A 23,301-nucleotide genomic window follows, 5' to 3' on the forward strand; every position below is an offset into this window, starting at 1 on the left:
CCGCTGCAGGCGCACGCCTGCTGCGCCCGCTCGCCCGCCGCAGTTGCTCGCCTACCACGCCAGCCCGCCGGCTGCACTCGCCCGCCGGTTGGATTCGCCCCTCGGCTGGATTCGCTCGCTGGGAGCAGATTGCGGTAACTCGGTGATCATCAGGAGCAGCGCCGGAGCGTACGGATCATGAGGGGCGTAGGTGCTCGATCGTCACGTCGTGGTGGGCGCGGAGGCGGTCGGCGAGTAGTGAGCGGTGGCAGGCTGCGGGGTCGTCCTCGACGCAGAGCAGCGCTGTGGTTCCGTTGCTCGGTAGTGCTGAGACGATCGACGTGAGGTCAGCGGGGTCGAGGATCTCGGTGGTGTAGCGGCGGATGTACTCGGCTGCGAGTTCGCGGCGGGAACGCTTGCCCACGCCTTGCCGGTCGTCCTCGGCGTACTGGAGGTGCCGCAGTTCGGTGGTCGGGGCGAGTTCAGGGTGATGTTCGTAGGCGATCCGCGCGTCTGCGAGAGCCGCCTGCAGTCGGAGCGAGTTCGCCCAGGCGTACTCCGGTCCCCGGACACCGCGACGCTGCCGTACGTCGAGCAGCAACCGGACGTCCGCACCCCGCAGCGATCGCAGGAACGACTCACCGTCGAACCCGTAGACGCCGATCGTCACCATCCTGAGCACCGGAATCACCACCTCCGCGCCTCATCTCCATGGCACACCAGAACGGGTGGAACGTCTCCCGACCCGGTGGAACGCCGATCCTCCGGCCCGGGGCAACGCGAGTCCTCCGATCCGGGGAACGCCGATCCTCCGACCCGGGAAACGCCAATTCTCCGAACCAGGAGAACGCCAATCCTCCGACCCGCAACGCCAGGTCTCCGACCCGGGAGAACGCCAGTCCCACGAGTCGCGGGAACGTCGGTTCTCGGACCTGGTGGAATGCCAGTCGGCCGACTGGAGCGCCTGGGGTCCTTCAGGGGAGCGGCTCATGCGACTGCGGTGCCCTCAAGTTCGACCAAGAGGGTGGGGATGGCGAGTCGTGTCACGCCGAGCATTGTCGTTGGGGGCGCTGCCCCGGCAGTTCCCAAGCGCGACGCCAGGATCCCGTAGTGCTGGAACAGTTGGTCGACGTCGGTTGAGTACACGTTGAGGCGGACGAGGTTCGTGAGGGACATATCGGCGTTGGCTAGAACGGCTTCCAGGTTGTCGAGGCTCAGCGCCAGCTGTGCCGCCATGTCGCCCGCATGCTCGGGCTTGCCGTCGGTGCTCATCGCGGTTTGGCCGGCGCAGTACAGGGTGCGGGTCTGTCCGGAGATGAGCTCGCCCTGGTTGTAGCCCAACTCCAGCGACCACGTCCACGGGTTGACCGTCGTTCGCTCCACAGCCACATCAGCTCCATTCGATTGATCGACTCTGAGTTCGTACTGAGAGCCTGCCAACGAATCGCGACATCTTGTGTCGTGTATGGCGGTAGGGTTTTCGGATGCGCGCCGACCGGTTGGTCTCACTGGTCCTGCTGCTGCGCCAACGCGGTAGGTTGACCGCGCCGACGCTGGCGCGCGAGCTGGAGGTTTCCACTCGCACCGTGCTGCGTGACATCGAGGCGCTGTCTGCGGCCGGCGTACCGGTTTACGCCGAGCGTGGGAGGTACGGCGGGTTCGAGTTGTTGCCTGGCTTCCAGACCGAGCTCACGGGGCTCAACAACGATGAGGCGCTCGCGCTGCTGGTCGCCGGATCCCGCCGCGGGGCGCAGGTGTTCGGCCTCGGCTCGGCGCTCGCTTCGGCGATGCTCAAGGTGGTGGACGCCCTGCCCGAGGGGTATCGGGACACGGCCGCCGGCGCAGTACAGCGGTTGTTGATCGACCCGGAGACGGATCTCCTCTCCCGCCGGCAGGTTGCCGAGGAGGTGCCTGACGCCATCGCAGCCGAGATCCGGGGCGCCGTGTTTGCCGGGCACAAGCTGCGGATCCACTACGCGGCCGTGGACGAGACCCCGAGGTGGCGCACCGTTGACCCGATCGGTCTGGTCACCGTGCGAGACCAGGGCTACCTGCTGGCCACGAGGTCTGGTGACGACCGCACCTACCGGCTGTCCCGAGTGCTGGCCGCCGAGGAACTCGACGAACCCGCGGAGCGACCGGACCGAGTCGATCTGCACCGCACCTGGCAGGAACGCAGCACAAACTTCCGAGCCGGCGGCGACCAGATCACCGTGCTCCTTCGCGTCAACCCGGCGCGACGCGAGGACCTGGTGACCACCGCGCTGGCCGTCACCACCGAACAGGTCGACCCAGACGGCTCGCTACGCCTCGAGGTCACTTTCCAAGACACCCGCCACGCCGAATGGGCCCTCTGGCAACTCGCCACCAACGCAGAAGTCCTAGCACCCGACTCGCTACGCACCACCCTCCACACCCGAGCCACCACAATCGCCACCCGCTACACCCCAACCTCCTAACACCTGTTCTCACCCAGACCATGAGCTTCAGGTGGGTGGGGTGTGAGGTGCCAGCCGGTTGGGGTTTGGGTTATGAGGGTTAGGGCAGTGAGGGCCTCCAGGGATTGCTGGGTGGTGGGGAGGTCCAGGCCGGCAGTGACGGCTATGCGGGTGGCGGGGGCGGGGTTGTGGACCGGGACGGCGTCCAGGGTGCGTTGGAGGTCGGCGTCGAGGGTGTCGGTCAGGGATTCGGGGGCGCGTGGGAGTTGGGTGAGGCCGGAGCCGTATGGGGAGATTGCTTCGACGATGTCGGCGACGTTGGTAGCCAGTACGGCGTTGCGTTCTCGGACCAGGAGGTGGCTGCCGGCGGACATGCGGGAGGTGACGGGGCCGGGGATGGCCATTACGGCGCGGCCGCACTGTTCGGCCCAGCCGGCGGTGTTGAGGGCGCCGCTGCGGATGGCGGCTTCGATGACGACCGTGCCTTGGGAGGCCGCGGCGATGAGGCGGTTGCGGGCGAGGAAGCGGAGCTTGGTCGGTGAGCAGCCGGGCGGGAGCTCGGCGACCACGAGTCCTGTCTCGGCGACGCGGCTGAGCAGGGCCGAGTTGCGCTTCGGGTAGCTGACGTCGACACCGCAGGCCAGGACCGCGATCGTCGTGCCGGAAGCTGCGATCGCGCCGCGATGGGCGGCCGCGTCGATCCCGAACGCTCCGCCGGACACCACGGTCACACCAGCGTCGGCCAGGCCGGCGGAGAGCTCGGTGGCGACGTGTTCACCGTACGACGAGCAGGCGCGGGCACCGACTACGGAGACAGAACGCTTCAGCGCGTCCCGGAGATTCGCCCGGCCACGGACCCAGAGGCCGAACGGGACGCCGGCACGCCGGGTCAGCTGCCCGGCTTCGGCCAGAACCTCCACCTCGTCAGGCCACTCGTCGTCGCCGGGAATGACGAACCGGGCTCCGGCGGCCGCGGCGCGCTCGAGGTCGCGTTGTGGGTCGACCTCGGCCAGGCGGGTGGACCAGCGATCCAGACCGGACGACTTCTGCCGTAGGCGGTCCCAGATCTCGAGAGCGGGCATGCCGTCGAAGGCCTTCAGGGCGGCGAGGTCGCCCGGCTCGACGACGCGCGACAGGCCGGCGCGGGCCAGGCGTTCACGGTCTCCGTTGCCGCCGGCAATCACCTCGGCGCCGCCCGCTCCTCCTCCGGAGCCGAAGGCGTCGGTCGTCGGTGCGTAGTTCGTCATCAGGCGGTTCCTCTGAGAGAGCGGACGTCGGACAGTTGCGCCAACGGCTCGCCGGCGCGGAGCTGGAAGGCTTCGTGGGTCAGCTCGACGGTCGGGATGCCGGCACCGGCGAGGTCGGCCAAGGTCCAGGCCAGCCGGACCACGCGGTCGAAGCCTCGGGCGGTGAGGCGGCCGGCGGTGTAGTGGTCCTCGAGGAGCTTGTTGCTCGCGGCATCCAACGGATGTTCGCGGCGCAGGATGGGACCGGGGACCTCGCTGTTCAGCACCCAGGCTGTGTCTTTGTAGCGGTGCGCCTGCCGGTCTCGGGCGAGTTGCACCCGGTCGGCAACGACAGCGGTCGACTCCGCGGGCTCGCCGCTGGCGACGGTGCGGGCCGCCGGGAGGATCTGCCGTTGGATGTCGAGCCGGTCCTTGATCGGGCCGCTGATCCGCTGGCGGTAGCGGGCCAGGACCTGGGGCGTGCAGCTGCAGATGCCCTGGTTGGTGCCGGACAGGCCGCAGGGGCACGGATTCGCGGCCAGGACGAGCATGAAGCGGGCCGGGAACTTCGCGACCGCAGCCGCCCGGTGGACTTCGACGAACCCGGACTCGAGGGGCTGACGCAGGGTGTCGAGCGTGAGCGGGTGCATTTCGGGAGCCTCATCGATGAACAAGATGCCTCGATGTGCGCAGCTGATGGCACCGGGCCGAGGCACGCCGGACCCGCCGCCGACGAGGCTGGCCAGGGACGCCGTGTGGTGCGGCGCGATGAACGGCGGCCGGACGACGAGCTCGGCGTCGTTGGTGAGCAGACCGGCGAGCGAGTGCACGGCCGACACCTCGAGCGAATCGTCCGTGCTCAGGTCGGGCATCAGCCCGGCGAGGCGTTCGGCGAGCATCGTCTTGCCGGAGCCCGGCGGCCCGTGCAGGAACAGGTGATGGCCGCCGGCGGCTGCGGCCTCGATGGCGCGGCGGCCTTCGCGTTGGCCGATGACGTCGTCGAGATCGACTGCCGGCACTCGGGTCAGCGACTCCGACACCAGGCGTGGCTCGGCGCGCGGCGGTGCTTCGTCGGGGATCTCGATCCCCCGGAGCAGGGCGAGGACCTGGCGGAGCGAGCGCGCGCCGTACACCTCGATGCCTGGGACCAGGCGTGCTTCGCCGACGTTGAGGTCCGGGACGACGATGCGGTCGAAGCCGGCTCGGGCGGCGGCCAGGGTCATCGCCAGGGCGCCGCGCACCTCGCGGATGCGGCCGTCGAGGCCGAGCTCGCCGATGATCGCCGTCCGGCGGAGGGCGCTGGGATCGACGACACCGGCTGCTGTGAGCAGCGACAGCGCGATGGCGACGTCGTAGTGCGATCCGGTCTTGGGCAGGGTGGCGGGTGAGAGTCCGATGGTGACCTTGCGGTCGGGGAATCGCTCGCCGCTGTTGACCACGGCGGCGCGGACGCGGTCGCGGGCTTCGGACAGGGACGTGTCGGGGAGACCGATCAGAGTCGTCTTCGGCAGGCCTTGGGCGATGTCGGCCTCGACCTCGACGAGGTGGCCCTCCAGACCGACCAGGGCGACCGACCAGGTCTGTGCGAGCGCCATCAGGCCACACCTCGCACATGATCCACGGTGGGCGGCGTGTTGTGGTCGAACAGGACGGCGACGACGTCGATCCGGATCGCCGCCGGTCTGAGCTCGTGGGCCTGCAACCAGCGGCCGGACAGCTTCCGGAGCTTGGCCAGCTTCCGGTAGGTGATCGACTCCAGCGGGCTGCCGTAGTTGAGCCCGCGCCGGGTCTTCACCTCACAGACGACGAGCGTGTCGCCTTCGCGCGCGACGATGTCGATCTCGCCGAGCTCGCAGCGCCAGTTGCGCTCGAGCACCGCGAGACCGTGTTCGCTGAGATACCTCGCGGCGAGATCCTCGCCGTACCGTCCGACGGTGTCCTTGGTCCGCATCGATGACCACCTCCGGCAGAGAAGATGCCGGGATCAGGCCGTCGAAACGGGCCTCCGCTTCAGAATGTGGAAAAGCTCAGCGGCCGAAGTCGGAGTCCTTCGGGACTTCCAGGTCGGACTTCGCGAGCTCTTCGATGTTGACGTCGCGGAAGGTGACGACCTTGGCGTTCTTCACGAACCGGGCCGACCGGTAGACGTCCCACACCCACGCGTCGGCCATCGTCACCTCGAAGTACACGTCGCCGCCCTCGGTGCGCACCTTCAGGTCGACCGCGTTGCACAGGTAGAACCGCCGCTCGGTCTCCACCACGTACTTGAAGATCCCGACGACGTCCTTGTACTCCCGATAGAGCTGCAGCTCCATATCGGTCTCGTACTTCTCGAGGTCATCGGCACTCATCGATTGCTCTCCACTCCGGTGGGACTGGTCACATTCTGTCCCATATCGGGCCGCAGACTGCGGCGGACATTCTCAAACCGCCGTCGATGTTGCGGGCACGGGCCGTATTCGTCCAGTGCCGCCTGGTGTTCGGGGGTGCAGTACCCCTTGTGGATCGCGAACCCGTACTGCGGGTACACGCTGTCCCAGTGCTGCATCACCCGGTCCCGGGTGACCTTGGCGATCACGGAGGCGGCGGCGATACAAGCCGCCACGCGGTCGCCCTTCCAGATCGCCAGCCCCGGTACGCCGAGACCGTCGACACCGAACCCGTCGGTCAGCACGTACGACGGGCGCACGTCGAGGCGGAACAGCGCCCGGCGGAGCGCCTCCACGTTCGCGACGTGCATGCCGAGCCGGTCGCACTCGGCGGCCTCGATCGACACCACCGACCAGGCCAGGGCACGCTTGCGGATCTCCTCGTAGCAGCGGTCCCGCGCCTTGGCGGTCAGCAGCTTGGAGTCGGCGAGCTCGGGGATCTGGCCCCGTTTACCCTCCGGCAGGATCACCGCCGCCGCCACCAGCGGGCCCGCACACGGCCCGCGACCAGCCTCGTCGACGCCGGCGATCGGATCGAGGCCGACGCGGCGCAGGGCACGCTCGTACCCGTACAGACCGGCGTCTCGCCGTACCGTGCTACCGCGCGGCAACGCGCTCATTCAGCCCTCCGCATCACACAACTCACCCTAGGCGTCAGAGGCGACAGGTTCTCACTTAGGTGGTGGCGTGAGCGATATCGACGGTTTGTCCGGGGCCGGACCGGGGGCCGGGACCGCCTTGAACGTGTCGGGTACGCCGAGTTTGCTCCAGCGTCCCGCCGGCCAGACGATCGCGATCGCCCGCCCGGTGACCTTGTCGAGCGGCACGAACGCCGCGTCGCCCTGGTTGCCGCCGTTCGCGTCGAGGTCCTGCAGATGCACACGGGAGTCTCCGGAGGCGGATCGGTGGTCGCCCATCACGAAGATCCGCCCGGCCGGGACGGTGACCTGGAACTCCATCTGGGACGGGGCATCCCCTGGATACAGGTACTTCGTCTCGTCGAGCGGCTGACCGTTGACGAGCAGGCGGCCCTTGGAGTCGCAGCAGGCGACCTTGTCACCGGGCATACCGATCAGGCGCTTGATCAGGTGACCGTGGCTGGAGTCGGGCAGCAGACCCACGATCTCGAAGAACCGGCCGACCGATCCGCGCTTCTGGCCGCTCTCCTCCGGGCCGAGCCAGCCGCCCGGGTCCTCGAACACGACCACGTCGCCACGCTTGACGTCGGTGAGCTTCTCCACCACGACCCGGTCACCGACCAGCAGCGTGTTCTCCATCGACTCGCTCGGGATGATGAACATCTGACCGACGAACGCCCGCAGGATCGACGAGACGATCAGGGCCCCGACCACGATCAGCACGAATTCCCGGGCTGCGGCTCCGAAGCCCGAACGATGGGCGGGTTTTGGGTCCGTCTTGGTCGGTGTATCGGTCACTTCTTCAGCCCCGGCTTCTTGAAGGTTTCCGGAGGACGCAGCATCGTCATCCGGTCAGACGGCCAGATTACGCAACAGGCCCGGCCAACCACGTTCTCGACCGGCACGAATCCGCCCCCCGGGCCGCCCATATGGGCACGCGAGTCGGCGGATTCGGCGCGGTTGTCCCCCATCACCCACAGATGGCCGGCCGGAACCAGCACGTTGAAGGGCACCTCGGAGGGTTTGGCGTCCTTGAGCAGGTACTCGCGCTCGTCCAGCGCGATCCCGTTCACGGTGATCTGGCCCTGCTTGTTGCAGCAGATCACCCGGTCGCCGCCGATGCCGATCACCCGCTTGACCAGGTGACCCTCGCCGCTGCGGGGCAGGATGCCGACGAACTCACCGATCCGGCGCAGGGTCCCGGGCTGGGCCTGCGCCTCGTTCAGCCAGTTGCCCGGGTCCTTGAACACGATGATGTCGCCGCGGTCGACGTCCCGGTGCAGGTAGCTGATCTTCTCGGCCAGGATCCGGTCGTCCTTGGTCAGTGTGTCGTACATCGACTCCGACGGGACGTAGAACGCCTCCGCGACGAACAGCCGCAGGACCACGGTGATGACGAGCGCGAGCACCGTGACGGTGCTCATCTCGACGAGCAGGCTGAGCAGCGGATTCCGCTGCTTCAGCCTGCGGTGACGTCCCTTGCTGCGACGCGCCCTCGTGGCTACCGGGCGAGGGCGAGCTCGAGTCGCAGTGCTCGGCGCCATCGGAGACCGTCGTCGTTACGCGGCGTCAGGAGGCCGGGATCTCGCGCTTCTCCTTGATCTTCGCCGCCTTGCCGCGCAGCTCGCGCAGGTAGTACAGCTTGGCCCGGCGGACGTCGCCGCGGGTCACGACCTCGATCTTCTCGACGATCGGGGTGTGCAGCGGGAAGGTCCGCTCGACGCCGACGCCGAAGCTGACCTTGCGGACCGTGAAGGTCTCCTGCAGGCCGCCACCCTGGCGCCGGATCACGACACCCTTGAACACCTGGACGCGGGACCGGTTGCCCTCGACGACCTTGACGTGCACGTTGACGGTGTCGCCGGGCCGGAAAGCGGGGATGTCGTCACGCTTGCTCGCGTTGTCGAGCTCATTCAGGACGTTGCTCATCAGGTGTCTCTTCCTCGCGCGTGCCACAGGTCACCCACGAATGTCGGTGGTGATGAAGTCATCAGAAGGCTGCCGGTCGGTGGTCACCCCCTGTGGCAGGAGCACCGAAGGGCAGCAGCAGACAATCTTGCCACACGCCCCACACCGTGACGAAATCCGCCCGGCGCATCAGCGCAGGGTGAGCGCGACCCGAGCGTGACACCCGTCACTTTCGGCGACGACGCTTGGTCAGGTAGACCAGATCCACCTTCGGAGTCTGCGCCTCCCGGTGGCTCTCGCGGTAGCCCGCCTTCCGGTACAGGGCCAGATTGCGGTCGCTCTGGGCACCGGTGTTCAAGGCGTACGACGTGACGTCGGCCGGAGCCAGCTGCTCGGCCGCGCGGAGCAGGCGGGCGCCGAGCCCGCGCCCCTGCCAGTCGGGCGCGACGACGAGCCGCTCGATGTGCCCCAGCGCGCCGTCGACGGTCAGCTGAACGGAGCCGACGATGCGAGCGCCTGCCACTGCCTTCAGAGCGATAGAGCGCTCCAGGCGGTCTGCTGTGTCGGCTACATCCGCAGTCAGCGGCGGGATCGTGTAGTCGTCGTACAGCCGGGCTTCGGAGAGGAACGCCGCCAGCTGCAGTACGTGGATCTCGCCCGCGTCTGCTGCGGTCGCCGGGAGGATGCGGACCGCGTCGGAGTCGTCCTTGCCCGCGAGTACGTCGCCCCACGCCGCCAACAGATCCGGCCGGCGCTCCGCAGTACGTCGGACTGACTCCTCGTGGCGCCAGTCGGCGATCAGCCCGTGGTTCCCGGACAGGAGCACCTCAGGTACGTCGTGCCCGCGCCAGGTCGGCGGCTTCGTGTAGACCGGGTACTCGAGCAGTCCGTCGCCCGAGTGCGACTCCTCGGCCAGGGACTCCGGGTTGCCGATGACACCGGGCAGCAGGCGGGCGACTGCCTCGACCATGACGAGTACGGCGACCTCGCCGCCGTTCAGCACGTAGTCGCCGATGGACACCTCGTCCACGCGCATCCGTTCACCGGCGTACGACGCCACGCGCGCGTCGATGCCTTCGTACCGGCCACAGGCGAAGGCCAGCCACGGCTCGGCCGCCAGCTCGTACGCGAGCTCCTGGGTGAACGGTCGGCCCGCCGGAGTCGGCACGATCAGCCGCGGCTGCGCCGGACCGTCCGCGGGAGCGATCGCGTCCAGAGCGAGGCCCCAGGGCTCCGGCTTCATCACCATGCCCGCTCCCCCGCCGTACGGGGTGTCGTCTACGGTCCGGTGGCGGTCGTAGGTCCACTCGCGCAGATCGTGCAGGTGGACGTCCAGGAGGCCGCTCTTGGCCGCCTTACCGACCAGGGAGACGTCCAGGGCGGCCAGGTACTCCGGGAAGATCGTGACGACGTCAAGCCTCATCGGTCGGGACCACCTCGGCGCCGTCCGGGTCCAGCAGACCGGGCCGGTCGGCCACGACGACGTACTGCTTCTCGAGGTTGAGCTCCGGGACCAGCTCCTCGACCAGCGGGACCAGCACTGCGTTGCCGGCGGGACGGCGGATCTCGAGGAGGTCCTGCGACGGGAGGTGGACCACGTCGATCACCTCGCCCACCTCGGCACCGTCGGTGGTGCGGACGGCGAGGCCGATCAGCTCGCGGTCGTAGTACTCGTCGGGGTCCTCGGGGCGCTCGTCCTCGTCGATCTCGGACTGCACGACCAGGTTGCGCAGCTGCTCGGCGGCGGTCCGGTCCGGCACCTCGGCGAACTTCACCAGCAACCGCCCGCTGTGCCAGCGGCTGGACGCCACCGTGAGCGTGCGGGACACCTTGGCGTCCGTCACCAGGGTCGCGCCGTCGGCGAACCGGCGGTCCGGCTCGTCGGTCCGGACGTCGATCCCGACCTCACCCTTGATCCCATGCGCGCGGCCGATCCGCCCGACAGTAACCAGCACCTGCACAAACCCTTCGTACGAAGACAGTTGGAGGACAGTTGAGGGAAGAATAGGACGAAGGGCCGCACCCCAGACCGGGTGCGGCCCTTCGAAGGACTGCTGAGCTCAGCGGCGCGGGCGCCGGTTGAACTCGTCGACGAAGTCGATGCGCAGCGAGGACTCCGAGCTGAGGGCGCCGACGACGGTGCGGATCGCAGTGGCGGTGCGGCCGTTGCGGCCGATCACCTTGCCGATGTCGTCGGGGTGGACGTGCACCTCGAGGGTGCGTCCGCGGCGCAGGTTCCGGGACCGGACACTGACGTCGTCGGGGTTGTCCACGATGCCTCGGACCAGGTGCTCGAGCGCCTCGGTCTCCATCATCGTCAGGCCTCGGTGGTCTCGGCCGGCGCCTCGTCGGCCTTGGGCTCGTCAGCCTTGGCGGCGGGAGCCTCCTCGGCCTTGGCCTCGGCGGGGGCGTCGTCCTTCTTCTCGGCGGTCTTCTTCGCCGCGGACTTCTTGGCGGTGACCGCCTCGGTCTTCAGCGAGCCGTGGGCCTCGGCCAGCGCCTCGTTGAAGATCTCCTGCTTGTCCCGCTTCGGCTCGGCGACGCGGAGCGGCGCCGGAGCGGCCTCGCCCTTGAACTTCTGCCAGTCGCCGGAGGCCTTGAAGATCGCCTCGACGGCCTCGCTCGGCTGCGCGCCGACGCCCAGCCAGTACTGCGCCCGCTCCGACTCGACCCGGATGAACGAGGGCTCGGTCTTCGGGTTGTAGATGCCGATCTCCTCGATCGCCCGGCCGTCCCGCTTGGTGCGGGCGTCCATCACGACGATGCGGTAGTGCGGGGTGCGCTTCTTGCCGATGCGCTTCAAACGGATCTTGACTGCCACTTTCGGGTGGTCTCCCTCGGAATTACGTCTGGGTGAGCAGCACGGGTCGTCGTGGGGACAACGGGGTGACCGCTCGGATGGGCCGGCCGGGCAGTGGAGTTAGAGGGCTGCACGAACCTGGACGGACTCAGCAGGCCATTGTGCCAGATCCGGCGCGCCCGAGACCAATCGGCGTCAGGCCCTTAGATACGCGAGGTCCGGCAGACTCTCGACGTACGTGTCCAGGAGGCTACGCGCCACCGTCACCGAGTCGATGAGCGGGTGATAGGCGAGCGCCTTCAGGGCTGCCGACCTGGAGCCGGTTGTCGCCGCCTCGATCGTGGAGCGCTCGACTGCCTTCACCGAGCAGACCAGACCGGCCTGGTGGTCGGTGAGCTGGGACACAGTCACCGGCAAGGCGCCGTTGGCGTCCACGGTGCACGGGATCTCCACGACGGCGTCGTCGTCCAGATGATGCAGTACGCCGCGGTTCCGCACGTTCAGGATCAGCGAGGCCCGCTCGTTGTGCGCGATCGCCCGCATCAGCGACAGGGCGACCTGCTCGTAGCCGCCCGCCTCCATGTCGCGCTCGTCCCGCTCCCCTGCGTCCGCGACCTCACGGCTCTCCACGCCGTACGTCGACTCGCGCTCGGCCCGCGTCTTCTGCCACAGCTCCAGCGCCTGCTCCGGGTGCTGCCCCGTCTCGGCGTAGAACGCGGACTGCTGCTCCAGCAGGAACGTGCCACGCGTCTGTCGCACAGCCTGTACGGCGGCCAGCGTCTCGCGGGCGAAGTAGTAGTAGTGCAGGTACTCGTTCGGGATCGAGCCGATCGACCGCAACCAGTCCGGACTGAACAGCCGCCCCTCCTCGAACGAGCTCAGCGCGTCGTCCGACTGCAGGAGGTCAGGCAGCCGATCCACGCCGCCGGACCGCAGACCGCGGAGCCAGCCGAGGTGATTGAGACCGGCGTAGTCGTAGAAGGCGGTCGACGGGTCCACACCGGCTGCCAGCGCAGCCCGGCGCCCCAGCCCTGACGGTGAGTCGCAGATGCCGATCACCCGGTCGCCGAGGACCGGGATCATCGCCTCGGTCACCATGCCGGCCGGATTGGTGAAGTTGATCGTCCACGCCTCCGGCGCGACCGCTGCGATCCGCTGGGCGATCTTCAGGGCCACCGGCAGCGTCCGCAGGCCGTAGGCGATCCCACCGGCGCCGACGGTCTCCTGGCCGAGTACGTCGAGGCCGAGCGCGACCCGCTCGTCGATCGTGCGCCCTTCGAGGCCGCCGACGCGGATGGCCGAGAAGATGAAGTCGGCACCCCGCAGGGCCTCGTCCAGGTCGGTCGTCTCCGTCACCACCGGCGGCGGGAGCGGATGGTCGGTGGTTGCCGCCTGCTGGCGGAGAACGGCGCCGATGGCGCCGAGGCGGGTGCGATCGGTGTCGTAGAGGACCACGTCGGTGATCCGTCCGGCGCCGCGGTCGCCGAGCAGCGCGTGGTACACGAGCGGAACCCGGAAGCCGCCCCCGCCCAGGATCGTCAGCCTCATGCCAGCACCACCTGTACTCCCGCCTCGGTCAATTGGGTCCGGGTTGCCTCGTCGGCGCCTGGCTCGGTCACCACCATGGTCAGCTCCCCCGGCTCACACACCCGGGCGACCCCATGGCCCGGGAACTTCGTCCTGTCCGCCAGCAGCACGACCTGGTCGGCCGCCTTGATCATCGCTCGCTTGACCGGCACCTCGATCATCGTGCTGTCCATCACCCGGCCGTCCGGGCGCACCCCACTCGTCCCCAGGAACAGCCAGTCGACGTGGATCTGCCGCAGGCTCTCCTCGGTCAAGTATCCGACCAGGGACCGGTAGCTGCGCCGCACGAACCCGCCGAGCACGATCAGCTCGATCTGCTCGTCGTTCTGCAGCTCCTCCAGTACTGCGAGGTTGCTGGTCACCACGGTCAGCGAACGCCCGTGCAGGTGCTGCGCGACCCGGAGTGCCGTCGTACCGATGTCCAGCAGGACGGACTCGCCGTCGTGCACCAGCTCGGCGGCGCGGCGGGCGATCCGGTCCTTCTCCTCGGCATGGACGGCGTTGACGTCCGCGAAGGGCTCGTCACCGCCGTCGACGGCGAGGGCACCGCCGTACACCCTGGTCAGCCGGCCCTCGGCGTGCAGTTGCTCGAGGTCGCGCCGGATGGTCGCCTCGCTGACGCCGAGTTTGCCGGCAAGCACTTTGACGCCCCCGGCCCCGTCGGCACGGAGCGCGCGGACGATCTGATCCTGTCGCTGCTTCGGCAACACATCGCAGACAGTATCACGCAAACTCCGTCATTCTCAGTCAAATCTTTGATCAGGTATTGCGGATCTTGCGCAACCCACTTTAGATTCACGAAAGAGTTTGATCGACCCTGCAGGAGTGTGCTGAGCATGCACGAACTGGACGTGATGGTGTCCGGTCTGGTCTTCCAAGACCTGGTGCTCGGCCTGCCCTCTGCGCCGCGGCCGGGCACCGAGGTCTGGGCCACCGAGTCGCACGAGAGCCCCGGCGGTATCGCGAACTTCGCCGTGGCGCTCGCCCGGCTCGGTCTGCGGACCGGGATGGCCGCCGTGTTCGGCGCCGACGACCTGGGTGACCGGGTCTGGCGCCGGCTGGTCGACGACGAAGGCATCGATCTGACTCTGTCCCGAAGACTCGCCGGCTGGCAGACCCCGCTGACCGTGGCCCTTGCCTATGACAACGATCGGGCACTGGTCACGCGTGGGTCGGACCCCCTGCTGTCGGCCGACGAGCTGATCACCACGCTGCCGACCGCCCGAGCCGTCGCCGCCCACATCGGACCCTGGCGCAACGAGTGGCTGGCGAAGGCGAAGGCAGCCGGCAGCGTGGTGTTCGCCGACGTGGGCTGGGACCCGTCCGAGCAGTGGGACCCGGCGGTGCTCGACCAGCTCGAGCACTGCGACGTCTTCCTGCCCAACGCGGGCGAGGCGATGGCCTACACCCGTACGATGTCACCGGCCGACGCGCTCGACGCCCTGGCCGAGAAGGTCCCGCTGGTCGTGGTGTCGAAGGGCGCCGACGGCGCGGAAGCACTCGACGCCGCGACCGGCGAGCGCGTCGCCGTACCGGCGTATCCGGTCTCGGCGGCGGACACCACCGGGGCGGGTGATGTGTTCGCCGCCGGTTTCATCGCCGCGACGCTCTGGGAGCTGCCGCTCGAGCAGCGGTTGCGGTTCGCGGCGCTCACCGCGGCGTTGTCCGTCACCCGGCTTGGCGGTGCGGACGCCGCCCCGCGCTGGGACGACCTGGCCGCCTGGCAGGCGGCACACCCCGAAGACCAACACCTCCACGCGCTGATCAGCGCAAACTCAGGAAGGTAAGAACCATGGAGCTCTCACGTCGGACCTTGCTCGGGGGCTTCGCAGCCGTAGCTGGTGGCACGCTCGTCGGCTGCTCGTCCGGGATGGACACCGGGTCGACGACGAAGAAGAACACCACCACCGAGCTGACCATGTGGTGCTGGCCGGGCGGTCTGGGCAAGTCGGTGCTGGACGACACCATCGCGCACTTCCCCGACCCGAAGATCAAGTACTCCGAGATCGGCGGCGACTTCAAGCAGAAGCTGGTCACCACGTTCAACGGCGGCACCGGCATCCCGGACATCACGGGGATCAAGGGCGAGGACATCGCCTCGCTGCTCCCGCAGGCGTCGCGGTTCGTGGACCTGAAGTCCGTCGGTGCGGACTCGGTCCTCGGCGACTACCTGGAGTGGAAGGTCAACCAGGCCACCACGCTGGACGGCAAGGTGATCGGTCTGCCGATCGACGTCGGCCCGACCGGGCTGTTCTACCGCGAGGACATCTTCGCTGCGGCCGGTCTGCCCAGCGACCCGGCCAAGGTGGCCGACCAGCTGAAGACCTGGGACGACTACTTCGCCGCCGGGGTCCAGCTGAAGGCGAAGAACCCGAAGGCGCTGCTGGTCTGGGACGCGACCGACCTCTACGACATGGTCGTCGGGCAGGGCACCGAGCGGTACATCTCCAAGGACAACAAGTTCATCGGCGACCAGGACCACATCCGCAAGGCGTGGGACACCTCGGTCAAGGCGATGACGCTGAAGATCGACGGCAAGACCCCGAGCGGCAGCCCGGACTGGAACGCCGGGCTCGACCAGGGCACGATCCCGACGCACATCGGCGCCGCCTGGGTCGCCCTGGACATCAAGTCCGCGGTGAAGACCAGCGCCGGCAAGTGGCGGCTGGCGCCGACGCCGAGCGGCCCGGCGAACTTCGGCGGCTCGTTCCTGGCCATCACCAAGAACGCGGCCGACCCGCAGAAGGCGTTCGACGTGATCAAGTACATGCTCAGCGCCGACAACGAGGCCAAGGCGTTCACCGACGCGCAGATCTTCCCGTCCGCGCCGGCTGCGTACGACAAGCCGGAGCTGAAGGCGGCGGACAAGTTCTTCGGCGGCCAGGTCCCGATCGACGTCTTCGGCCCGGCCGCGAAGTCGATCCCGGTCGCGTACCAGAGCCCGTACGACGACTCGGTCGCCGCACCGTTCCACGACGAGCTCAAGACCGTGCAGACCGGCTCGAAGACCTCGGACGCCGCGTGGGCCAGCGCGGTCTCCAAGGCGAAGGCGATCGCCAAGCGGCAGGGGGTTCAGTGACCAGTACGGCGACTGTGTCGGCTGCCGCGACGGAGCCGCTGGCCGGAAGGGGTCAGCGGCCCCGCCGGGGTATCTGGTCGTACTGGCGGTTCTATCTGGCCCTGTCGCCGTTCTATGTGCTGTTCGCGGTGTTCGGGCTGTACCCGATGGTGTCCACCATCGTGCTCGCGTTCCAGCGCTGGGACGGTCTGAGCGCCCGTAGGTTCACCGGGCTCGACAACTTCGCGTTCCTGATCCAGGACCCGACGTTCTGGACCGCGCTGGAGAACACCGTCGTGCTGTTCTTCATGTCGACGGTCCCGACGCTGGTCCTCGCGCTGCTGCTCGCGGTGATGCTGCAGTCGGCGGTCCGGTTCACCAACGTCTACCGGATCGCGTACTTCATCCCGAACGTCACGTCGCTGGTCGCGATGGCGATCTTCTTCAGCTCGATCTTCAGCACGAACTTCGGTCTGGTGAACGCCGCGCTGCGCTCACTCGGCATCCCGCAGCAGGACTGGCTCGGGCAGCCGTGGGGGATCAAGATCGCGATCTCGACGATGATCGTGTGGCAGTGGGTCGGGTACAACACGCTGATCTACCTGGCCGGACTGCAGGCGATCCCGAAGGACCAGTACGAGGCCGCCAAGGTGGACGGGGCCGGCGCCGTCCGGACCTTCTTCTCGATCACGCTGCCGCAGCTGCGTCCCGTCGTACTGTTCACCGTCATCATGTCGACGATCGGCGGGCTGCAGACGTTCACCGAGCCGCAGGTGATGGTCGGCAACAGCGGCGGCACCGGGCAGAGCGGGATGACCGTGGTGCTGTTCTTCTACCGGGCCGCGTTCCTCGACAACGACTACGGGTACGCCGCCGCGATCGCGCTCAGCATCTTCGTGCTCGTGTTGTTGTTCACGGCAATCAACTGGCGGATCTTCCGGGGCCGGGGTGAGGACAGATGATGCGTTACCGGTTGCGCGGGATCGCGCTGCACGCCGCACTCGTGCTGGCGCTGCTGGTGTTCATGTTCCCGTTCCTGTGGACGATCATCATGGCGTCGAACACGACCGCGGACATCTACCGGTTCCCGCCGAAGTTCACGTTCGGTGGGCACTTCGGCGACAACGTCCGGCACGTGCTGGACAACGTGGCGTTCTTCCAGTCGATGGCCAACACCGCGACGGTGGCGATCTCGACCACCCTGCTCGTGCTGTTCTTCGATTCGCTGGCGGCGTTCACGTTCGCGAAGTTCCGGTTCCCGGGGCGGAACGCGTTGTTCGTCGTACTGCTGGCGACGATGCTGCTGCCGGCGCAGCTGGCCGCCGTACCGCAGTTCCAGACGATGGCGCTGCTCGGCTGGGTCGGGTCGTTGAAGGCGCTGATCATTCCGGGTGCGGCGAACGCGTTCGGCATCTTCTGGATGCGGCAGTACTTCCAGAACTCGATCCACGACGAGTTGATCGAGGCCGCGACGCTGGACGGCTGCGGCTTCTTCGGCACGTACTGGCACGTGGCGCTGCCGTCGGCGCGGCCGGCGCTGGCGTTCCTCGGCATCTTCACGTTCGTCGGCTCGTGGAACGACTACATGTGGCCGCTGATCGTGCTGACCAACCCGGATCACGTGACGCTGCAGGTTGCGCTGTCGACGCTGAACCGGTCGCACGGCGTGGACTACAGCATGGTGATGACCGGCGCGCTGATGGCGATGGTGCCGCTGGTGATCATCTTCGGGATCTTCGCCCGCCAGTTCATCAAGGGTGCGACGGAAGGGGCCGTCCGCGGCTGACGAGCACACCGACGGCGATCAGTACGCTGCCGAAGAGACCGGTGAAGAAGTCGGCCGGCGAGTGCCCTTGGGTCAGCGCCGGGATCCCGCCGATGATGCCGATCGCCGAGTAGGTCACCACGGCCGCGGTCAGCCAGGTCTTCGTCCTGGTGTCGACCGCGGCCAGGGCCGGCCAGGCGAGCCCGACCGCCACGATCGGGTCCAGCAGCGCCAGCGGTGTGACCATGAAGAACGAGACGCCGTCGCTGTGCGGGACCACCGCGCTCAGTACCAGCAAGATGCCGCCGGCAACAACCATGGCAGCGGCCGGCGGCCAGACCGGCCAGAGTGATCCGATGGACGGCCTCAGCCAGAACACGAGTGCGACGCCCACCGCGGCCGCGATCAGGGCCGAGAGGGACCACGCGGCGGTCTCGTCGGCCGAGATCCCGCCGCCGACGATCAGTACTGCGCCTTCGACCGCGGAGACTGCGCAACCCGCCACGACGCCGAGGGCGATCGGCCCGGCCCAGCGTGCGACGAGAGCCGCGACGAGAGCGATGAGGGAGCCCCAGATGGCTGGGTCGTACCAGGTCCGGTACAGGTACCAGCCTTGGTTCGAGTCGTACCAGAGCTTGCGGGAGTAGGCCGCTCCGGGCCAGTTCAGGTAGACGAGGAATGCGCTGCCGGCGATCAGTACGGCGATCAGCCACCAAGGTGGGAGGGGTGGGCTGCTGGGAAGAGATGCCGCCACCGGCTGAGGTTCTGCCGCCGGCCGCTCGGCTCGCGCCGGTGCCGGTTCGGGCCGTGCGGCTTGGGTTGGCTTGGCTCGGGGTGGTTGTGGGACGGGGGCGGGTGTGGGGTCGGGCTGGGGCTCGGGTTCCGGGGGTGGAGCTGGTGGCTCGGACTCCGTGTCGGGGATGGTCAGGCGCACGGGTACGACGCGTTCGCCGACCGGCCCGGCCAGGATGACCGAGCTGTCATGGACACCGGGAGCGGATTGCTCCGCGCGAACCCGGATCACCTCGCCTTCCTGTTCCAGCTTCAGCCACGGGTCACCGGGCGATGCGGCCGCCGTCAAAGCGATCGGCGGGCCGGACAGCTGCAGGTCGGCGGAGGTGGCGTCGGTGAGGTCGACGGACTCGGGCGTGACGCGGAGTTCGGCTGTCGACAGCGCCTCGGACGCGGCCTCGGAGACCTTGCGGCTGTCGTCGTCGGTCATCTGGTGCAGCGCCTGCCAGGCGGCGTACGCGTGCCCGAGGTCCGCGTCGTACAGACGTTCGCGCAGGTAGTCGACCACGCCGAACCTTGCCGCCGGCAACGGACTCTCCATCGCCTGGGTCAGTTCCGGCGCGAGCGGCGCCGGCGTGATCCGGCGTACCCGGCTGCGGGCGATCAGCAGCTCGCCCTGGGAGCCGAAGGTCCACATCTGCGGGTTCTGGTTCGGTGTGAGCCGGTGGATCCGATCGGTGACGAAGCTGACCAGCTCGGTCAGCCCGACCCAGCCGTCGCCGTCCCGGTCCGCCTCGCCGGTCGTCAGCCCGTCGACCACGGCGCCGGTGAAGACCGACGGCGCCGGCTTCGAGGCGTCCGACGCCAGTTGCCCACCTTCGAACGCGTACTCCATCGCGCTCGACGCGGTGATCACCACTCGCCCACGACCGCCACCGACCTCGGCCTGCTTGGCGAAAGCATCCTGCACCTGGGCCTCACCGGCCGCCCGGACGACCATGCCGCGCGGGAACGCCCCGCCGTAACAACAGTCCAGGAACAACGCGATCCGCTGCGCCCGGCTGTCCGCCATCTGCCGGTTGACGAAGTCCGCGGCCACCGCGGTCGACGCGAGCCGGGCGGGCTTGGTGTCGGCGACCGCGAGGAACAGTTCGCCGGCCGAGTTCTTCAGCCCGTGGCAGGAGAAGTGCAGCAACAGCAGGTCTTCCGGATTCCGATCGGCGAAGAAGTCCTCGACCGCGAACCGGATGTCCTGCGCCGGCGCGTTCCGCAGTACCTGGACCTCGAACCCGCCGACTGCCGGATCCGCGAGTACGCCGGCCAGCGCGGCCGCGTCCTGCGCCGGGGCGACGAGTCGCTTCAGACCGGGATCGTCGTACCGGTCGTTCGCCACCACGAGCGCGACACGCGAGCCGTCCATGTCACCCGTCCGCCCCGGCGTGCCGTCGTACGAAGGCATCGACCAGCTGCTGCTGCATGTCGCCGCTCGCCCGGGTCAGTTCGATCACGTCGCCGTCGATCGTGAGCTTCACCGTCCGCCCGTCACCGACCCGGCCGAGCCATTCGCGCACGACGGCAACGACCGAACCCAGCACCTGCAGACCGGGCGCCAGCGAAACGCTCAGCACGCCTGCCACCGCGGCGAGAGCGCCACGGGTGCCATCCGGCGCCTCACCGTCGCGCAGAGGTTCGACCGCGCGTACGTCGAGCACCAGCAACTCCTGCCGCAGCAGCAGCGCCAGCTCCTCGAGCCGCGCGTCGTCCGCCCCGTCCTCGGTGACCCCCACCAAGACTCCCGCGGAGACTCCCCCCGAGACCCCGTCGACCTTGCTGTCCCCCATCGCCCCTCCCACCCCCAGGCCGACGTCTCCACAATGCAGCCGTCGCGCTCAAGCCACAAGGCGTGACAACGTAGGCTTCGGGAACTGGATCGTGCGCTGCGACGTCGGAGGGGCACCATGGTAGGCAAACGGGGGCGGGTGATCGGGCGGATCGCACCCGGGATCGTCGGTGAGGTGATGCTGCCGGTCCGCGGTGCCACCGAGGCCTTCTACGCTTACCCCGCGACCGACGAGGTGCTCGAGGTGGGGACGCAGGTCGTCGTCGTCGACTACGACCCACCCCGGACCGTCTACGTTGCTCGCGCCATCTAATTACGTTCCCTTGGAGGGGAAATGCTCTGGACGTATGTGGCCGTCGCCGCTGTCGCGGTGGTGGTCCTGCTCATCGTGTTCCGGATGGTCTGGCGGGTGGCGGAGCCGAACGAGGCGCTGATCATCTCCGGCCTCGGCGCGCACTCCAGCACCGAGCAGGTCAACGAGACCCTCGGCTTCAAGATCGTGGTCGGCCGCGGCACCGCGGTACTGCCGGGCTTCCAGACGGTACGGCGGTTGCCGCTGGACATCCGCGCGACGCCGTTGACCGTGACCTGCGTGTCCAGCCAGGGCATCCCGCTGCACATCAAGGGCGTCACGGCGTACAAGGTCGGTGACGACTACGGCTCGATCGCGAACGCGGCCCGGCGGTTCCTGGAGCAGAGCGACGAGCAGGTGATGAGCACGATCCACGAGCTGTTCGCTGGTCACCTCCGCGCGATCGTCGGTTCGACCACGGTCGAGGAGATGCTGCACGACCGCGAGACGCTGACCACGAACATCCGCGGCTCGCTGGCCGGGGACATGGAGAAGCTCGGCCTGGTGGTCGACTCGCTGCAGATCCAGGAGATCGACGACGAGTCCGGCTACATCAGGAACCTGGGCCGTCCGCAGGCCGCCGCGGTCGAGGCCGCGGCCCGGATCGCCCAGGCCGAGCGGGACCGGGAGGCGACCGAGCGCGAGCAGGTCGCCGCCGCCGCGAAGGCGGCCGCGATCCGGGAGAGCGAGATCGCGAAGGCCGGTTATCAGGCCGAGGTCGACCAGGCCACGTCGAAGTCGTTCCAGGCCGGACCGCTCGCGGCCGCGCTCGCCAAGCAGGAGGTCGTCGTCGCCGAGACGGAGACCGCGAAGCTGAACGCCTCGCTGGCCGAGAAGCAGCTGGAGTCGTCGGTGCTGAAGCCGGCCGACGCCGAGGCGTACAAGCAGCGCACGCTGGCCCAGGCTGCCCGCGACGCGCAGATCGCGGCCGCCGAGGCGAACGCCCGGGAGGTCCAGCTGCGTGGTGAGGCGCAGGCGAAGGCGACGGAGCTGACCGGTAAGGCCGAGGCGTCCGCCGTCCAGGCGAAGGCGATGGCCGAGGCGGCAGGTATCAAGGCGCGCGCCGAGGCGCTGGCCACGAACACCGACGCGGTCGTCGCCCAGCAGCTGGCCGAGGCCTACCCGGAGATCGTCCGGGCCGCGTCGTCGTCGTTCGACAAGGTCGGCAACATGGTCGTGCTGAACGGCGCGCAGGGCATCGAGGACACCCTGGTCAAGACGATCACGATGGGCGGCTCCGGCTTCGCGCTGGCAAAGCAGCTGATCGAATCGCTGGCCACCAAGAAGGACGAGAACGAGAAGCCGGCGCTCGAGTCGGTGCCGGACAACCCGGCCTGATCGCAGACCTGTGGATCCCCTTGCACGCAAGGGGATCCACAGTCGTTTCTACGCCGTCTGCAGCGTCAGGCCGTACGCCTGCAGGATCTCGTTGACCGGCTGGAACCACGTCTCGCCGCCGCTGGTGCAGTCACCCCAGCCGCCCGACGTCACGCCCTGCGCCTGGTCGCCGGTGATGAACGACCCACCGGAATCGCCACCCTCGGCGCAGACGCTGGTCTTGGTCGCGCCGTAGAACAGTGCACCGTTGCCGTAGTTCACGGTCTCGTTCTTGGCCAGGATCGTGCCGCAGTGCCAGTGCGACGTCGAGCCGCTCCGGCACACCGACGAGCCGATCGGCGCCTCCCACGACCCGCGGACCAGCTGGTCACTCACCTGTCCCCAGCCGAGGACGACCGGGACGGTCCACCAGCCATAGCCGGTCGCCACCCACGCGTAGTCGTTGCCCGGGAACGACCAGCCCTGGAACGAGCCCTGGTCCGATCCGTCCCAGCCGCGCACGATGCCGCTCCGGCCACAGTGGCCCGCGGTGACATACCCGCCGTACACCGAGAAGCCGATCGAGCAGCGGATGTTGCTGACGTAGTACGGGTCGCCGCCGACCGTTCCCGCGGCGTACGTGCGTGGCGCTTGCGCTGCCACCTCCTTGACCGTCACGGCACCGGTCGTCGCGACCTTGGCCACGAACGCGTCGACGGCCGGGGATCGCTGACCGGCTTGGACGTTGATGACCACGCTGCCGGTCTTCGGATCGGCCGACCAGCCGCTGACCGCATTCGGCACGGCCTTCCCAGCCAGCTTGTCGACGGCAGCCTTCCGGTGGTCCAACGTCTTGGATGTCACCGGTACGGACGTCGTCGTGGCACCTGTCGCCCTGACAGCAGCTGCTCGGTCAGGACCGACCAGCCCGACCACCAGCTTCTGCGTGGTTGCGTCGTACCAGGCTCCGCCGTACGAAGCTCCGGCGGCCTTCTGGGCTGCGGGCAACAGCTTCGCGGCTGACGTCTCTGCGCTCAGCCGCTGCTGCAGCTGCTGGTCGCTCAGCCCGAAGTCACGTTGCATCGCGGCTGCTTGCCCGGCCACTGCCAGCGGTTGGGCGATTGCCTGGGCAGGCACCGTCAGTAGACCTGCCGTGATCACGGCGGCCAATAGGACCTTCATCTGAACTCTCCTCACCTAGGGGCGGTTCGGTGGATGAGAGCGCTCTCGCG

26 protein-coding genes are annotated in these 23,301 nt (G+C 68.6%); 7 read left to right on the forward strand and 19 right to left on the reverse strand.

What is annotated here, in order from left to right; all coding sequences use genetic code 11:
* Positions 1–175: 175 nt before the first annotated feature.
* Positions 176–673, reverse strand: coding sequence for a DUF488 family protein (locus OHA10_RS37930; RefSeq protein ID WP_371403620.1), 498 nt, complete (start codon positions 671–673; stop codon positions 176–178).
* A 293-nt stretch (positions 674–966) separates the two neighbouring features.
* Entirely contained in the window at positions 967–1,362 is a 396-nt protein-coding gene (locus tag OHA10_RS37935; RefSeq protein WP_371408032.1) for a RidA family protein, read from the reverse strand.
* A gap of 101 nt (positions 1,363–1,463) precedes the next feature.
* Here OHA10_RS37935 and OHA10_RS37940 point away from each other — a divergent pair, with 101 nt between their 5' ends.
* Positions 1,464–2,438 carry a helix-turn-helix transcriptional regulator gene (locus OHA10_RS37940; protein WP_371403621.1) on the forward strand — a complete coding sequence of 325 codons (975 nt, stop codon included), beginning with the start codon at positions 1,464–1,466 and terminating at the stop codon, positions 2,436–2,438.
* Here OHA10_RS37940 and dprA read toward each other — a convergent pair.
* The 14 genes from dprA to OHA10_RS38010 form a co-directional block, all read right to left on the reverse strand.
* On the reverse strand, positions 2,435–3,664 hold the full coding sequence (dprA, locus tag OHA10_RS37945) for a DNA-processing protein DprA (protein WP_371403622.1): 1,230 nt from the start codon (positions 3,662–3,664) through the stop codon (positions 2,435–2,437). The two genes, OHA10_RS37940 and dprA, sit on opposite strands and share 4 nt — an antisense overlap.
* Positions 3,664–5,238, reverse strand: coding sequence for a YifB family Mg chelatase-like AAA ATPase (locus tag OHA10_RS37950; protein WP_371403623.1), 1,575 nt, complete (start codon positions 5,236–5,238; stop codon positions 3,664–3,666). Before OHA10_RS37950 ends, dprA begins: the two co-directional genes overlap by 1 nt.
* Positions 5,238–5,594: a YraN family protein gene (locus OHA10_RS37955; RefSeq protein WP_371403624.1), complete on the reverse strand. Its 357-nt coding sequence runs from the start codon at positions 5,592–5,594 to the stop codon at positions 5,238–5,240. Before OHA10_RS37955 ends, OHA10_RS37950 begins: the two co-directional genes overlap by 1 nt.
* A 76-nt stretch (positions 5,595–5,670) precedes the next feature.
* A complete protein-coding gene (locus tag OHA10_RS37960; protein WP_012922325.1) occupies positions 5,671–5,994 on the reverse strand; it encodes a DUF2469 domain-containing protein in 324 nt (107 codons plus the stop codon).
* Positions 5,991–6,692 carry a ribonuclease HII gene (locus tag OHA10_RS37965; protein ID WP_371403625.1) on the reverse strand — a complete coding sequence of 234 codons (702 nt, stop codon included), beginning with the start codon at positions 6,690–6,692 and terminating at the stop codon, positions 5,991–5,993. Before OHA10_RS37965 ends, OHA10_RS37960 begins: the two co-directional genes overlap by 4 nt.
* A gap of 51 nt (positions 6,693–6,743) precedes the next feature.
* Positions 6,744–7,508: a signal peptidase I gene (lepB, locus tag OHA10_RS37970; RefSeq protein WP_130449275.1), complete on the reverse strand. Its 765-nt coding sequence runs from the start codon at positions 7,506–7,508 to the stop codon at positions 6,744–6,746.
* Positions 7,505–8,134: a signal peptidase I gene (lepB, locus tag OHA10_RS37975; RefSeq protein ID WP_371403626.1), complete on the reverse strand. Its 630-nt coding sequence runs from the start codon at positions 8,132–8,134 to the stop codon at positions 7,505–7,507. Before lepB (OHA10_RS37975) ends, lepB (OHA10_RS37970) begins: the two co-directional genes overlap by 4 nt.
* A 145-nt stretch (positions 8,135–8,279) precedes the next feature.
* Positions 8,280–8,639: a 50S ribosomal protein L19 gene (gene rplS / locus OHA10_RS37980; RefSeq protein WP_134111606.1), complete on the reverse strand. Its 360-nt coding sequence runs from the start codon at positions 8,637–8,639 to the stop codon at positions 8,280–8,282.
* A gap of 205 nt (positions 8,640–8,844) precedes the next feature.
* The gene (gene trmD / locus OHA10_RS37985) at positions 8,845–10,041 is read right to left on the reverse strand and encodes a tRNA (guanosine(37)-N1)-methyltransferase TrmD (RefSeq protein WP_371403627.1); all 1,197 of its coding nucleotides are present in this window, start codon (positions 10,039–10,041) and stop codon (positions 8,845–8,847) included.
* A complete protein-coding gene (rimM, locus tag OHA10_RS37990; protein ID WP_371403628.1) occupies positions 10,031–10,573 on the reverse strand; it encodes a ribosome maturation factor RimM in 543 nt (180 codons plus the stop codon). Before rimM ends, trmD begins: the two co-directional genes overlap by 11 nt.
* A gap of 105 nt (positions 10,574–10,678) precedes the next feature.
* Entirely contained in the window at positions 10,679–10,930 is a 252-nt protein-coding gene (locus OHA10_RS37995; RefSeq protein WP_134111728.1) for an RNA-binding protein, read from the reverse strand.
* Between the two features lie 5 nt (positions 10,931–10,935).
* A complete protein-coding gene (rpsP, locus tag OHA10_RS38000; protein WP_371403629.1) occupies positions 10,936–11,439 on the reverse strand; it encodes a 30S ribosomal protein S16 in 504 nt (167 codons plus the stop codon).
* A 174-nt stretch (positions 11,440–11,613) separates the two neighbouring features.
* Positions 11,614–12,966 (reverse strand): 6-phospho-beta-glucosidase, encoded by a 1,353-nt coding sequence (locus OHA10_RS38005; RefSeq protein WP_371403630.1) that lies wholly within the window; start codon positions 12,964–12,966, stop codon positions 11,614–11,616.
* Positions 12,963–13,715: a DeoR/GlpR family DNA-binding transcription regulator gene (locus OHA10_RS38010; protein ID WP_371403631.1), complete on the reverse strand. Its 753-nt coding sequence runs from the start codon at positions 13,713–13,715 to the stop codon at positions 12,963–12,965. The genes OHA10_RS38005 and OHA10_RS38010 overlap by 4 nt, the downstream gene beginning before the upstream one ends.
* Positions 13,716–13,841: 126 nt before the next feature.
* Here OHA10_RS38010 and OHA10_RS38015 point away from each other — a divergent pair, with 126 nt between their 5' ends.
* Genes OHA10_RS38015 through OHA10_RS38030 form a run of 4 tightly spaced genes read left to right on the forward strand, consistent with a single transcriptional unit; the run spans position 13,842 to position 17,849 of the window.
* Positions 13,842–14,792 carry a carbohydrate kinase family protein gene (locus OHA10_RS38015; RefSeq protein ID WP_371403632.1) on the forward strand — a complete coding sequence of 317 codons (951 nt, stop codon included), beginning with the start codon at positions 13,842–13,844 and terminating at the stop codon, positions 14,790–14,792.
* Positions 14,793–14,797: 5 nt separating this feature from the next.
* On the forward strand, positions 14,798–16,084 hold the full coding sequence (locus OHA10_RS38020; RefSeq protein WP_371403633.1) for an ABC transporter substrate-binding protein: 1,287 nt from the start codon (positions 14,798–14,800) through the stop codon (positions 16,082–16,084).
* Entirely contained in the window at positions 16,081–17,025 is a 945-nt protein-coding gene (locus OHA10_RS38025) for a carbohydrate ABC transporter permease (protein ID WP_371403634.1), read from the forward strand. The genes OHA10_RS38020 and OHA10_RS38025 overlap by 4 nt, the downstream gene beginning before the upstream one ends.
* Positions 17,025–17,849 carry a carbohydrate ABC transporter permease gene (locus OHA10_RS38030; RefSeq protein WP_371408033.1) on the forward strand — a complete coding sequence of 275 codons (825 nt, stop codon included), beginning with the start codon at positions 17,025–17,027 and terminating at the stop codon, positions 17,847–17,849. The genes OHA10_RS38025 and OHA10_RS38030 overlap by 1 nt, the downstream gene beginning before the upstream one ends.
* Here OHA10_RS38030 and OHA10_RS38035 read toward each other — a convergent pair.
* Both OHA10_RS38035 and OHA10_RS38040 read right to left on the reverse strand, forming a co-directional pair.
* A complete protein-coding gene (locus OHA10_RS38035; protein WP_371403635.1) occupies positions 17,815–20,019 on the reverse strand; it encodes a caspase domain-containing protein in 2,205 nt (734 codons plus the stop codon). The two genes, OHA10_RS38030 and OHA10_RS38035, sit on opposite strands and share 35 nt — an antisense overlap.
* On the reverse strand, positions 19,982–20,401 hold the full coding sequence (locus OHA10_RS38040; RefSeq protein ID WP_371403636.1) for a hypothetical protein: 420 nt from the start codon (positions 20,399–20,401) through the stop codon (positions 19,982–19,984). The genes OHA10_RS38035 and OHA10_RS38040 overlap by 38 nt, the downstream gene beginning before the upstream one ends.
* A 117-nt stretch (positions 20,402–20,518) precedes the next feature.
* Between OHA10_RS38040 and OHA10_RS38045 the strand changes: the two genes are divergently transcribed.
* Together OHA10_RS38045 and OHA10_RS38050 are read left to right on the forward strand one after the other, a co-directional pair.
* A complete protein-coding gene (locus OHA10_RS38045; protein ID WP_130449247.1) occupies positions 20,519–20,713 on the forward strand; it encodes a hypothetical protein in 195 nt (64 codons plus the stop codon).
* A gap of 21 nt (positions 20,714–20,734) precedes the next feature.
* A complete protein-coding gene (locus tag OHA10_RS38050) occupies positions 20,735–22,090 on the forward strand; it encodes a flotillin family protein (RefSeq protein ID WP_371403637.1) in 1,356 nt (451 codons plus the stop codon).
* Between the two features lie 48 nt (positions 22,091–22,138).
* Here the strand turns inward: OHA10_RS38050 and OHA10_RS38055 are convergent, their stop codons facing one another.
* Positions 22,139–23,251: a S1 family peptidase gene (locus tag OHA10_RS38055; protein WP_371403638.1), complete on the reverse strand. Its 1,113-nt coding sequence runs from the start codon at positions 23,249–23,251 to the stop codon at positions 22,139–22,141.
* Positions 23,252–23,301 lie beyond the last annotated feature (50 nt).

Source organism: Kribbella sp. NBC_00662 (assembly GCF_041430295.1).
Classification (GTDB): Bacteria; Actinomycetota; Actinomycetes; order Propionibacteriales; family Kribbellaceae; genus Kribbella.